Below are 11,743 nucleotides of genomic sequence, written 5' to 3'. Positions count from 1 at the left end.
TTCCTGCACGACCGTTTTTGTTTTTTATTTAAGAATTTTAAATTGATGGTTAATTGTAAACGGAGCAATTCGAATGATTCTGTAGAAACGATAGTAGTCGCTTTTGTGAGGGGATTCCAACACTATATAAACTAATTCAAGGAATCCCCGAGCAATGGCGATCGAAAGAACATTCGAATGCGTAGTTTTCTTTTAACCAAATCGAACTTAAAATTCTACTCTTCGTCGTCGTCAACCAACTTTCGCCGTAACCGCCCAGGTCGGATGAACAGAACCTGCACATACGCGATCACTAGCGCAGTGAAAGCCGGAACAACGAGGCCTTGAATCAGAAGCATAATGGCCGCTGGCAGCCAAGTGAGGAAGGCGACAACCGCCATCGCCCAGCGATCAACAAGCAGGAGGCTGCTTGTTCTCTCCGTCTCAGGCAGCGGATAAACATGGCGCCACACGGAGTAACGATGAGCATGCCGGAGGCCTGCAAGCTGTACGGCGATTAACTGCAGCAGTACGAGATACACCGCCGCAGCGCCCCATCCAGACAGCCAGCCGTCTTCAGCGAACCAATACAAAATTAATGCAAATAATACAACCAGCCGCAGCATGATGCCGCCAATCTCTGTTCGGACGAGTGATGCCGTGTACAAATATACATAAGTAAAACGATGCCGATTCGGAATAAACCGCAGGATCCACGCTAGATAAGCTCTGGAGGCTGAACGAGAAGGCATTGTAGGTACATCAATAAATAAGCCAAAGAACAAATAGTAGCTTCTTCTCGTTCGGGCTTCTTCTTCAATCAGCCTTTCCCATGGGTAAGAGTGCTTGTCCGGCAGCCTGTACAACACTACGAACAAAGCAATAAGCAGCAGCAAAAACAACGCCGCCTGCCATGGCAGACATGTCAGCAATACAGCCAGCGTGAGAGCATTTGCTGCCCAGCGAAGGAACCGGAGCAGCCGTCGAACACCTGACCAGGCCAGCTTTCTTTCCTGCCATCCTCCCCATAGGTTTAACGCCCGGATAACGGCCACAAACAGGAGTAAGACCCAGAAGCCCGCTTCACTATCCCCCTGCCGATAAATCGGCCAATAGAGCAGCAGAACAGCTGCACCCAGCAAGGAAGTTAGGATTGCCGAACGGCGGAAGGATCTCCGCATATAGCTTCCCATTTCTGCCTCCCGAGGCATATGAAAGACAAGATCGGGAGAAGTTAACCAAGTTCGGAGCGGACTCCAGCTTAAGACGGGAAACATCGCAAGGATCCCGACAAGTGTAATTGGAAAATGCTCCGGTAAATCGTGAATCAGCTTTATGTAACCAAACGCCGAAGACAACACGATAAACGACATAAATAACGGGAAGCCGCTTTGCGCCATATAGCCGAAGTAAGGAGTTACTTCTTTGCGGAATTCACCCGACCTCTTCAGCCATAACTTCTCTATTAGTGCCCCGCTCATTGCTCAGTAACCAGCTTGTAAAAGGCATCCTCCAGCGCGCCGCCCCGCGCTTCAACACCTGCAGCCTGGCATACTTCATCAAGCGTGCCATATGCAGCAACTCGGCCTTGATGCATGATAATGAAACGATCACAATAGGCCTCCACCGTTGCTAAGATATGAGAGCTCATCAAGATTGCCGAGCCTCTTTTCTTCACCTCAACCAGCCTCTCCAGCAAAGATCGGATACCAAGCGGGTCGAGTCCAAGAAACGGTTCATCAATCATATACAGCGGCGGCTCAGCAAGCAGTGCATTCATAATCATTACCTTCTGCTTCATCCCTTTAGATAAATGGGAAGCAAAAGCGGCACGTTTGGCCATCATCTGAAATTCGTTTAGAAGTTGATCCTGACGCACATCGAATTGAGGTTCCGCTACATTATAGGCCATGCCTGTTAAGCGCAAATGCTCTTCGACCGTCAGCTCATCAAATAATACTGGCGTTTCAGGCACATAGGCAAAAGCAGACCGGTACCGCTCTGCATTCTCCTCCAGCGTCACACCATCGACTTTCACAATTCCCTGATGCGGCTTCATTAAACCAAGGACATGCTTGATTGTTGTGCTTTTCCCTGCACCATTTAATCCGATCAAACCAACCATTTCCCCTGCCCGGACCTCAAAATTCACATCATGAAGAACAGGTCTTCGCGGACTGTAACCGCCAGTCAAGCCTGTAACTTGCAGAATAGGTTCGCTCATGTTAACCATCACCTTCAATTACAATAGATAAATTGCTTTTTATCTATCAAGCATACCGAATTACAGCGTTAATATCAAAAAAAACAGGCATTCCTTTCCACAAGGGAAAAGAATGCCCGTTTTATTTCAACTTATATAATCGTAATTCCTGCAATAACGCCATCTTTGCCTGTTATTTTAATGTCATGACCTGTTACAAGATCATCACGATCGCCTGCAATCAGTACATTGTCCGCAACATTATAGATCGTTACGATTGTTTGATTTCCGTCTTGCTTCGTAATGGAAATCGTGGACAGCTTGCCATTTGCATTATAAGTGATCGTATTGATTTTTCCTGTTACGTCAAACAGCTTAGATTCATCAACTACTTCTTTCGTTACTTCGATGAATACAATTTTATTCTGATAAGTGCGGACAAGAAGCTCGTCGCCGGCTTTCAGTGCGCTAACAGCTACTTTCTTGTCATCTCTGAAAATAAATACATTCGGATCCAGATTCAGTGTCAAATCTGTACCGTTTGTTTGAGCGATCGTAATTTGACCATTTGCTGCTGCTGCCTTCAGCTTACCTGTAATAGCTAGTCCATCATTATCCGGAATTTCGGAATCCGTACGGTCAAGCAGGGCTGCAAGCTCCGCTCTTGATACCGGTTGGTTCGGACGGAATGTTTTATCCGAGTAACCTGTAATAATACCTTTCTTGATAGCAAGTGCAACATAGCCAACAGATCCGGCAGGGATATTCTTCGCATCCTTAAAGTCCAGCTTCGTATTGCTGAGCGCTTTTGCTTCATCTTCCAATTTAAGCGCTTTAACGAGAATAGTTGCTGCCCACAGACGAGTTGCACTTTGCTGCGGTTTCACTTCGAAATCTGTTTCAGAGAACAGGTCATTTTCTACTGCGACAGCAACATAACCTACTGCCCAAGGATATTTCTTCTTAATTTGATCCGCGTCCTTGAAGTTCAGCTCCGTGTTCATTTCTGCTGTTGACTCGGCTTGTTCTCTAAGTCCCATCAGACGAACCGCAGCTACAATCGTTTCGATGCGGGAAATTTGCTGGTTCGGTTTAAACGTACCATCCTCATAACCAGTAAATACGCCTTTTGATGCCAGACGCATAATATATTCTGTCGCCCATTTCATATCTTCTTCATCGTTAAATTTCCATTTAACTTGAACTTCATGCTCTTCTTTGTTGTTATCACGGTCGTCGCCTTTTCCTCCGCCGTTACCGTTATGGCTGCCGTTTGCGAATGCTGACGATGCACCACCTGCAAGCATAAGCAATGCCATTGAGGATATTGCTGTTTTTTTCCATACCGTTCGTTTCGTCATAAAAAAGCCACTCTCCCTTAAACAATTTACGGAATTTTTTTTCCGTTTGTACCTTCGCCTATACGTTTCGTCGAGGGTTAATTGTTTTGGGAGGGTGGCTTATAAAATAATTTTCTAATTATTGGTTCTCTTTACTCTCACGTTTGGCTTTCAGCCATTTTGGAGCGCCCTTGTCTTTCTTGTCCCGAAGCCGTTCCTGCTTGCTTGGAGCTTGCTTTGCACGCGGCGCTGGCGCAGGTGCCGGTGTCTCGGTCTGTTTTGGTTTGGATTTCTTTTGTTCCTTCAAGAGCGACTCCCATTCCCTGCTGTTTTGCGGGGGAGCTGCTGCACGAGTGCTTACAGAAGCCTGCGGCTCAGCTTGTCTCCGTGGAGCTGGTCGTGTTGAGGCATCCGACTTGTCAGGGAGTTCACTAGGCAATACAAATTTCCCTTTATACATCGCCTTTTCCGGCAATTCGATATGCAGCGACTTACGGAATTTATCCATAATGAACCGCTCTTGCGGTGTAATGAGTGAAATTACCGTTCCTGTCCGGCCCATCCGGCCAGTACGGCCAGCACGGTGAACATAATGGTCCGCATCAATCGGTGGATCCAGATTAATTACGAGTGGAAGACCTTCAATATCAAGGCCCCTTGCTGCTACATCGGTTGCAATCAACAACTGACATCTGCCGTCTTTGAACCTTGTCAATGTCGCAGCACGACGCTGTTTATCCGCATCGCCATACAAAGTCTCAACCGTAAAGCCTTCATAGCTGAGCTTCGCTTCCCAGTTCGCAATATTTTCGGTCACGTTTAAGAATAACAGCGCAGATGCAGGCTTCAGCATACGTACGATTCTTCTTGCTACATCCGGTTTGTCCCGCTTATCACATACGACATAGAAGTTATCAATCGTCTCCGATACACGCTGCTCTGGCGCAATTTGAATACGAACAGGGTCCTTCATCCAGCGCTTCTCAAAACGTGACATCACATCGGGATAAGTCGCGGAGAAGAAGGCCATCTGGCGTTCTTGGCTCATCGCATACAGGATGGTCTCCACTTCGCGCGTAGATCCTAGCTCGAACACCTGATCCGCTTCATCAATGACGATATGACGGACCTCACTCAGCTTCAGCTTACGCAGCTTAAGCAGCTCATGGATTCGTCCTGGTGTACCTATTACAAGCTGCGGACGAAGTTTCAGCTTCTCGATCTGACGCTTCATCGCTGCGCCGCCGATTAACTGCTGAACACGCAAATCGAGCGGCTCCGCATAACTTTCGGCTACCCGTACGATTTGCATGGCTAGCTCTTGCGTCGGCGCTAAAATAATCGCTTGAATAGCGTTTGATGATGCGTTCAACTGCTGCAGCATCGGCAGCAAATAAGCAAGTGTCTTGCCTGAACCTGTTTGCGATCGTGCGGATACATCCCGCCCTTCCAGCAAAGTAGGTATCGCATCGGCTTGAATAGCCGATGGTACTTTTATACTATTTGCCTCAAGCTTCTCGCTTAACGCATTTGAAATTCCTAGTTCAATCCATGTTTTCTGACTCATATTGTTTCCTCTCTTATCGCACCGCTATTTTCGATTAAACCAACCGCCGAATATACGGTCGGCTATCCGCGGGAACAGCTGATATAGCTTAATACCGACAGCCGCTGTTTTTGGCAAATCTACCTCGGCTTTCCGGCGTTCCATCACTTTAATAATTTGATTAGCCACATAATCCGGCTTCATCATAAACCAGCTGACATTTTTCACATAAGTTCCTGACGGATCAGCTACGTCAAAGAACTCGGTCCGAATCGGGCCTGGATTTACTGCCGAGACCGTAACGCCCGTTCCGTTCATCTCCATGCGCAGAGAATTCGTAAAGCCCAGCACTGCATGCTTGGTCGCCGAATAACCCGTCGACTTCGAGGAACCGATCTTCCCGGCCATGGAAGCGATATTAACAATATGTCCGCTTCCCTGCTTCAGCATGTAAGGCAGCACCGCTTTCGTGCAGCGGACTACGCCCATATAGTTCGTATCCATCATCTGCTCGAAGCTCTCTACATCCGCTTCCACGAACGTCTCGAATTTTCCAAATCCCGCGTTATTCAATAAGACATCAATTCTGCCGTACTTCGCAACTATAGCATCAACCGTTTGCTCCACCTGCTTCATATCCGTTACATCCATTTGATACATGGGGCAAGCTGTTCCAATAGCAGCTGCATGCTTGCGAAGACGTTCCAGATTACGACCGGTCAAAATGGGGATTGCTCCAAGCTTGGCAAGTTGTTTGGCCGTGACGGCTCCAATTCCGCTGGAAGCCCCAGAAATAAGGACAATTTTCCCCTTAAGCACTTATCATCACCTGCATTCGCTTCTCTCAATCTCTATCTTTTCAGTGTACTTGATCAGCCCCCGATAAGCAAAAAAAAAGCTCCCGAAGGAGCTGCTTCTTATGCTACGATGCGACTAACACTTGAATATCAAATTCACCAATGCCGTCCATGATGAGTGGAACAGATAAAGCCTTACCAGACATTAAGCCTTGTACCGACTGAATAATTCTTGGTGGTGTGATATCGACAGTAACACCCTGATTGTACAGCATGGTGCTTGCGTTTCCGCTAATCATATTGCCAAGCTCAGATATCGCACTGCGGCCGATCTCGTCCAATTCAGAGATGATGAATCCACCCATCATGGCTGAGACCATCTTCAGAGCCACCTGCTCGCTTAACCCGAATACAATATCACCATTCATTTGTCCGTTAATCCCAATTTGAATCCAAATATGATTTTCTACCATTTCGATATTCTTCAGGCCTAACTTACCTGTGGAAGGCCGAATCTGGATCACCTGTTCAATGACGATCGTTGCGGCTTCAAGAAATGGATTAATGTATTCTGCCTTCATTAGCGGGACCGCTCCTTTTCGACAAAATTCGCGCGTGGTCTATTCTAATTTCCATTATACTGAAATATGTAGGACAAGTATACTAATATTGTTATTATTGAACCTTAAGACCTACGCAATTAGTCACTTTCTCATACTAATTTTGACAAAAAACGGAGGTTTTCGTGCATGCCGAACGTCTGGGCCCATCTTATTTTTGGTCAAAAAGTACTTGAAAGCCTTCAAGAAACCGACTTTGTACACTTGGAAAGGAATAATCGTCTATTTTATATGGGCTGCCAAGGTCCTGATTTTTTATTTTATCATCGTTTTCTTCCTTGGCAGGGCAAGTCAGCCATGATTCAGCTAGGCACGGAAATGCACAATAGGTGCTGCGGTCCCGTTATTATGAAGCTGCTTGATTCTATTCATGGGAAATTGGCTGATACCGAGAGCCCAGATCCTGCAGTTGTGTATTCACTTGGCTTCATTCTGCACCATGTCCTTGACCGGCATATGCATCCTTTCGTATTCAGCAAATCAGGCTTCCGCAAATGGGATCATCAGCGTTACGAGGTCATGATGGATACGTTGATTGCGAGGCAGCTATGGGGAGTTGAAACATGGAAGACGCCTGTCTGGAAAAAGATTGATATCGGAGGCCGGCTGCCTGATACAATCGTCCAGGCATTCCAGACCATTACAAGCGACTATTATAGCCAATTAGCACCGTTTATCCGTGCTCAGGATTGGAATAATGCCATTCGTGATATGACGCGTGCGCAACGTTTGTTCCATGATCCTACAGCCATTAAGCGTTCGATCACCTTTGGTCAAATTGAACCATTTGTTTTCCAGAAAGACGTACCCTACGATGTTCTTAATGAAGCGGAGCAGCCTTGGATCGATCCAACGGACAAGACGATCATCCATCAGGTAAGCGCTTGGACCTTATGGGATCGGGCTATGGAAGATGCGCTGACCGTTTTTCCAGCTGTCTTGGATTATTTAAGAAGTGGGGGTAGCCCTGACACCACCTCTCTTCGCAACACAGTAGTTGAGCATATAGGCAATATGTCATACGAAACCGGTTTGCCTTGCGATTCCGGTGTCACGATTCGATATGCGGAGCCAATCTGGCCTGATGGGATAAAGGAAGCACCCTGATTTAGACATGATCTGTCTGACAGGGCGCTTCGCTTCTAAATCTATTACATCGCTTGCTGCTTCGCCGATTTACGGTAGTGAAGACGAACAAGCCTCAACCTTTCATAAAGCACATCCATCTGTTTGTCCTTCACGCCATCCTCACCATATACACGTTGCAGAACAGGCTTCAAATAACGGTCACCAGCTTGGCGGAACGTTTCCCAGATTAATTGCTTCTCCGTATCCGGCATATCTGCAAGCTCTCTGGCTATAAGGGGTTCAAAATCATAACCTTCCGTCTCAAGCTGCTCGATCCGATCCATTATCTCACGGCGTGGCAGCTCCAGTTCCGACTGCAGCTGCTCCATCGAACCACCTTCAAAGACAAAGCTCAAGATCCGCTTCTTCTGCTGCTGACGGATCATATCATTCTTGTATCTGGCTTCCTTCTGCTTGTACATCCATTGAGTATAAGCCGTTGGGTCAAGCTTCTCAGCAACCCACTTGAGTGGGAAATCGGTTTCACGGCTGTGCAGCGCTGTAATCTCCAGCACTTCTTGTCCGTAAGAAGCATGCTTTTGCTCACCCCAGCCTGGAATTTGCAGCAACTCTTCCGCTGAATACGGAACAAAGCTGCTAATCATCCATAACATCCGGTTTGTTGCGATGAGATAGGCTGACCTTTTCTCTGTTAAAGCCTTTTTGCGCCGCCACTCACGTAGGGCTTCGAATAACTCCGCCTTTGTATGCAATTCGCCGTAACATTGCAGCATCGATAAGAAGCTTCCCGCTCCGCCCCGTTTCTCCTCCAGCATACCGTCTACCACGGGGGTATAGCCTTCGCCCATCTTTACCGCCACACCATGACGGAATCCGATCATCATCTCTTCCCATGAGGTACCTTCAAACCAGCTTACCGTCTCTTCCGAGCCTTCCGACCATAATACGGCCCAAATACCATCCCTCTCACAAATCGACAGCCTTGCACTCACAATGGCACCGTCATTCGAGGGTTTCTCAAATGTGTTCAAAAAAACGATTTGCACCCTGCCTTCACTCCTCTAATTTAAGTTTGGCTATTCACGCGAATGAACAAGAACGCAAAAAAAAGCACCCCTCCTGCAAAATTGCAAGAGAGGTGCTTCCTCACGGTCAGTTAATTCGATTAATTTCATGCTATCATAACCATCTCTTTCTTACAAGCGTTTTCTTAATGTATAATGTGTGGAAACGAGATGTGGAGGCTTTACAACATGCTGCTGCCTGATTATGATTTTATGTCCGATACAACGGAAGATACAGCTACTAGATTCGTCACCTTTATTACGCCAAGCTTGAAGCGGTTTGACCTGGCTATTATGTCTACTGCTAGATTTTATGGCAAGAAGCTTATCACCGACCTGCAAGCGGGACGAACTGCCATTATTGGACCGGATGACTTGGAGCAAGAAGGATATCTGGAATATACCTTTAAGCTGTCAGAGGAAGAGGCAGCCGAGCTCGCCCAGTTTTTATATTTTGTGGTCGGTACGGTGAATTTTACCGATTAATCAGGGGTACACTGAAGTGCGTAAGCTCAAACTTATGCCATTTCAGGAGGAGATTTCGGATGAATCAGTTTAGCAACGACGATCACAGCGAGTATTCAGATTTATCAACAGTGGAATCACAGCGAAATGATCTCTCGCATGAGGAGTTTCCAGACGGTTCCTACGGCTCCAGCATTACTGGACCAACCGGCAAAAGCAGACCTTGGCGTATCGATCAACGTTCGTCGAAGCCTTTCGGCTATGAGAACAGCTCCCTTCACGAAGACCTCGGCCGTGACTATCCAGGCGATGATGATTATGACGCACTCCCGGATGCAATGGATGAACCATAATAAGAAGCTTTAAACAAAGCCCCAGCCAAATGATTGGCTGGGGCTTTGTTTGTCCATTATGGTCTTTGAGGGAAAACACCTTGGAGTGAAATGATAAAATTGAGTGCTTGGTATGGCTGCATATTATTATGAGGCTGTGAGCCGCCAGCAACTCCAACGGCCATTGGATTCAATCTTACATCTGCTTTTTCTGAATAGTTTTGAACACCACCGCGCCCAGGGGCTCCTGCATTTGCCCAAATATCTCCTGAAGCCTCTAATTTATCAGATACGGTTTGTGCATTCGCAAGGTGATTATGAGCAGGAATCTCGTTAATGAGCAAAGTCTGATTCTGTTCGCCGCCTGTCTCACCTATGGATCTTGGTGTAAGCCCCGCTCCTTCTCCCCAATGCATTGGTGCTCTCCCCTGAAGATCTGGCAGTGCAAAAGTGTTCATGCCATCACCCCCGTAATTGACGCCAAGGAGAGAAAATAAAGCTGTATTTGAGCGAATAGACATAAGCTGTCCATTGCATAACGCCCAGCCATTTGGTGCATAGTTACCTGCAAATAATCGAATTTCTCCAATAAATGGATCCATATAACTCAGCCCTCTCTCCTAGTTTCTGGACGGATAAATCCCGTTTAGTGCAATACAGAAATTCAGTACCGTGTAAGGCTGCATATTGGAGTGTGGCTGGCTGCCGCCTGCAGGGGCAATTGCTTGAGGTGACATCACTGCATTGGGAGCTGGCGCAAATGGCTGTACACTTGGCGGTGTCCCCCATGTTTTCCCACCTGGTGCGGATGCTGTTGCATCTGAGCCTCCGACGGCTTGGTGCGTATGCTGAGGGATCTCATTAACCGTTAGAGTATGGGCTTCCTCGCCGCTTGTTTGTCCTAAAGTGACTGTATTCGATGGATGAACAGGAACCCGGCCCTGTAAATTTGGAAGAGCAAAATTATTAATACCATTACCGCCATATGTCACACCTAAAATAGAAAATAAAACCTGATTTGACTGTATCGGAAGGAGTTGTCCGTTACATTGCGCCCAACCCTTAGGAGCAAAGTTAAACGGGAACTGTCTGATCTCGCCAACAAATGGTTCTGCCATGATATTTCCTCCTCATCTTCTCCAAGTTTACTCTTGTGTCGGCCAAATGCCATTGAGTGCAATAATAAACGATAAGGCGGTATACGGCATCATATTGTTATGAGGCTGACTGCCGCCAGTTACTCCGATAGCTGCAGGATTTAATTGTGCATTTGGATCAGCGTCTGAATATTGATTTTTGGAGCTGGTTGCCCAAAATGCATTCTCGGGACTGCTGGAGGTTCCCTCAAGGCTCGAGCTATTTGGGATATGGGTATGTGCAGGCATTTGATTGTACGTTAATGTAACCGACTCATCACCTGCTTTTTGCCCCAGCACATATGTCATTCCGGATGCGGAGCTTCTACCCGCATGTACCGGTAATCTACCTTGAAGATCCGGTAGAGCGAAGGTTGATTGTCCGTCACCTCCATATGTTGTTCCGATCAAGGTGAACAAAACATCATACTCACTAATCGACAACAGCTGCCCGTTGCAGAACGCCCAGCCTACCGGTGCAAAAGTACCGCCAAACATGCGAATTTCCCCAACATATTGATCACTCATATTATTTTCTCCTCCCTCATATCTGGCTCCCAGGACATAGAGATGTAAGGGAAAGCTTCTCCAATGGCCTTGAAGCCAAGCCTTTCATACAGCAGCTTAGCCGGATTATTCCCTAGTACGCTCAGCTTCACCGGAATACCTGCCTGAGTCGCCTCTTGCTGCAAGCCCGTCATAGCTCCCGTTCCTAAACCCCTATTGCGGTAAGCCGTCAGCAAGGAAATATCAATCAGATGAATAGAATGGCTCCTAGACACGATCATCCGGCCAATCTTCTTCCCCTCATGCATAATCACCTGTGTTACGGCATTCGGGAACTGTATAGCGTATGATCTCGTTTGAAGATCAAACTGCATACGCAAGAAAGCTTTTGTTTCCCCGGCCGGCCACCCCCAGGCATCCATTTCTTCACGTCTTGAGTCCAAGTAAATCTCAAACAAAAAGCTGTCATCCTCAGGAATAGCAAACTCTAATACCAGCATCGCACCCCCATATTAAGTTAGTAAAATTTAGCAAAAATATAGTGCAATTCTACTATAGATTTAAGATGCGGATATTGTCAATTAATGTATGAAATACTAGGTTAACAAAAAAGTCCACCCCTGCCCAGAAGAGGGAGGAGTGGACTTACAACGGATTGTTGATCA

The 11,743-nt window shown here is 46.8% G+C and carries 14 protein-coding genes; 3 read left to right on the top strand and 11 right to left on the bottom strand.

Features of this window, described 5'->3' with window-relative positions; translation table 11 throughout:
- Positions 1-215: 215 nt before the first annotated feature.
- From FHS17_RS27965 to FHS17_RS27940, 6 genes are all read right to left on the bottom strand, one after another.
- On the bottom strand, positions 216-1,460 hold the full coding sequence (locus FHS17_RS27965; RefSeq protein WP_167282362.1) for an ABC transporter permease: 1,245 nt from the start codon (positions 1,458-1,460) through the stop codon (positions 216-218).
- The gene (locus tag FHS17_RS27960; protein WP_167282360.1) at positions 1,457-2,203 is read right to left on the bottom strand and encodes an ABC transporter ATP-binding protein; all 747 of its coding nucleotides are present in this window, start codon (positions 2,201-2,203) and stop codon (positions 1,457-1,459) included. The genes FHS17_RS27965 and FHS17_RS27960 overlap by 4 nt, the downstream gene beginning before the upstream one ends.
- Positions 2,204-2,334: 131 nt before the next feature.
- A complete protein-coding gene (locus FHS17_RS27955; protein ID WP_167282358.1) occupies positions 2,335-3,543 on the bottom strand; it encodes an S-layer homology domain-containing protein in 1,209 nt (402 codons plus the stop codon).
- Between the two features lie 118 nt (positions 3,544-3,661).
- The gene (locus tag FHS17_RS27950) at positions 3,662-5,089 is read right to left on the bottom strand and encodes a DEAD/DEAH box helicase (RefSeq protein ID WP_167282355.1); all 1,428 of its coding nucleotides are present in this window, start codon (positions 5,087-5,089) and stop codon (positions 3,662-3,664) included.
- Between the two features lie 24 nt (positions 5,090-5,113).
- The gene (locus FHS17_RS27945) at positions 5,114-5,887 is read right to left on the bottom strand and encodes an SDR family NAD(P)-dependent oxidoreductase (RefSeq protein WP_167282354.1); all 774 of its coding nucleotides are present in this window, start codon (positions 5,885-5,887) and stop codon (positions 5,114-5,116) included.
- A gap of 103 nt (positions 5,888-5,990) precedes the next feature.
- On the bottom strand, positions 5,991-6,446 hold the full coding sequence (locus FHS17_RS27940) for a chemotaxis protein CheX (RefSeq protein WP_167282352.1): 456 nt from the start codon (positions 6,444-6,446) through the stop codon (positions 5,991-5,993).
- Between the two features lie 168 nt (positions 6,447-6,614).
- On the opposite strand from FHS17_RS27940, the gene FHS17_RS27935 reads away from it, so the two are divergent.
- On the top strand, positions 6,615-7,592 hold the full coding sequence (locus FHS17_RS27935) for a zinc dependent phospholipase C family protein (RefSeq protein WP_167282350.1): 978 nt from the start codon (positions 6,615-6,617) through the stop codon (positions 7,590-7,592).
- A 44-nt stretch (positions 7,593-7,636) separates the two neighbouring features.
- Here the strand turns inward: FHS17_RS27935 and FHS17_RS27930 are convergent, their stop codons facing one another.
- Positions 7,637-8,620, bottom strand: coding sequence for an HRDC domain-containing protein (locus FHS17_RS27930; protein WP_167282348.1), 984 nt, complete (start codon positions 8,618-8,620; stop codon positions 7,637-7,639).
- Positions 8,621-8,827: 207 nt separating this feature from the next.
- Here FHS17_RS27930 and FHS17_RS27925 point away from each other — a divergent pair, with 207 nt between their 5' ends.
- Both FHS17_RS27925 and FHS17_RS27920 read left to right on the top strand, forming a co-directional pair.
- Entirely contained in the window at positions 8,828-9,124 is a 297-nt protein-coding gene (locus tag FHS17_RS27925; RefSeq protein WP_208420603.1) for a DUF3055 domain-containing protein, read from the top strand.
- 59 nt (positions 9,125-9,183) lie between these two features.
- Positions 9,184-9,456, top strand: a complete 273-nt coding sequence (locus tag FHS17_RS27920) for a hypothetical protein (RefSeq protein ID WP_167282346.1) — start codon at positions 9,184-9,186, stop codon at positions 9,454-9,456.
- A 56-nt stretch (positions 9,457-9,512) separates the two neighbouring features.
- Here the strand turns inward: FHS17_RS27920 and FHS17_RS27915 are convergent, their stop codons facing one another.
- From FHS17_RS27915 to FHS17_RS27900, 4 genes are read right to left on the bottom strand one after another with little or no spacing between them, the layout of a single operon-like run.
- A complete protein-coding gene (locus tag FHS17_RS27915) occupies positions 9,513-10,037 on the bottom strand; it encodes a phage tail protein (protein ID WP_167282344.1) in 525 nt (174 codons plus the stop codon).
- Between the two features lie 18 nt (positions 10,038-10,055).
- On the bottom strand, positions 10,056-10,553 hold the full coding sequence (locus FHS17_RS27910) for a phage tail protein (RefSeq protein WP_167282342.1): 498 nt from the start codon (positions 10,551-10,553) through the stop codon (positions 10,056-10,058).
- A 27-nt stretch (positions 10,554-10,580) separates the two neighbouring features.
- A complete protein-coding gene (locus tag FHS17_RS27905; RefSeq protein ID WP_167282340.1) occupies positions 10,581-11,099 on the bottom strand; it encodes a phage tail protein in 519 nt (172 codons plus the stop codon).
- Positions 11,096-11,578 (bottom strand): GNAT family N-acetyltransferase, encoded by a 483-nt coding sequence (locus tag FHS17_RS27900; RefSeq protein ID WP_167282338.1) that lies wholly within the window; start codon positions 11,576-11,578, stop codon positions 11,096-11,098. The genes FHS17_RS27905 and FHS17_RS27900 overlap by 4 nt, the downstream gene beginning before the upstream one ends.
- Positions 11,579-11,743 lie beyond the last annotated feature (165 nt).

It is taken from the genome of Paenibacillus lupini (genome assembly GCF_011761355.1).
Classification (GTDB): domain Bacteria; phylum Bacillota; class Bacilli; order Paenibacillales; family Paenibacillaceae; genus Pristimantibacillus; species Pristimantibacillus lupini.
Note: the sequence above shows the minus strand (reverse complement) of the source record. Positions and strands in the feature narration are given on the sequence as shown.

Bases quoted from the DNA above. Each gene is read 5' to 3' on its own strand.
- FHS17_RS27965 (WP_167282362.1), bottom strand. From the start codon at position 1,460: ATGAGCGGGGCACTAATAGAGAAGTTATGGCTGAAGAGGTCGGGTGAA.
- FHS17_RS27960 (WP_167282360.1), bottom strand. From the start codon at position 2,203: ATGAGCGAACCTATTCTGCAAGTTACAGGCTTGACTGGCGGTTACAGT.
- FHS17_RS27955 (WP_167282358.1), bottom strand. From the start codon at position 3,543: ATGACGAAACGAACGGTATGGAAAAAAACAGCAATATCCTCAATGGCA.
- FHS17_RS27950 (WP_167282355.1), bottom strand. From the start codon at position 5,089: ATGAGTCAGAAAACATGGATTGAACTAGGAATTTCAAATGCGTTAAGC.
- FHS17_RS27940 (WP_167282352.1), bottom strand. From the start codon at position 6,446: ATGAAGGCAGAATACATTAATCCATTTCTTGAAGCCGCAACGATCGTC.
- FHS17_RS27935 (WP_167282350.1), top strand. From the start codon at position 6,615: ATGCCGAACGTCTGGGCCCATCTTATTTTTGGTCAAAAAGTACTTGAA.
- FHS17_RS27925 (WP_208420603.1), top strand. From the start codon at position 8,828: ATGCTGCTGCCTGATTATGATTTTATGTCCGATACAACGGAAGATACA.
- FHS17_RS27920 (WP_167282346.1), top strand. From the start codon at position 9,184: ATGAATCAGTTTAGCAACGACGATCACAGCGAGTATTCAGATTTATCA.
- FHS17_RS27915 (WP_167282344.1), bottom strand. From the start codon at position 10,037: ATGGATCCATTTATTGGAGAAATTCGATTATTTGCAGGTAACTATGCA.
- FHS17_RS27910 (WP_167282342.1), bottom strand. From the start codon at position 10,553: ATGGCAGAACCATTTGTTGGCGAGATCAGACAGTTCCCGTTTAACTTT.
- FHS17_RS27905 (WP_167282340.1), bottom strand. From the start codon at position 11,099: ATGAGTGATCAATATGTTGGGGAAATTCGCATGTTTGGCGGTACTTTT.
- FHS17_RS27900 (WP_167282338.1), bottom strand. From the start codon at position 11,578: ATGCTGGTATTAGAGTTTGCTATTCCTGAGGATGACAGCTTTTTGTTT.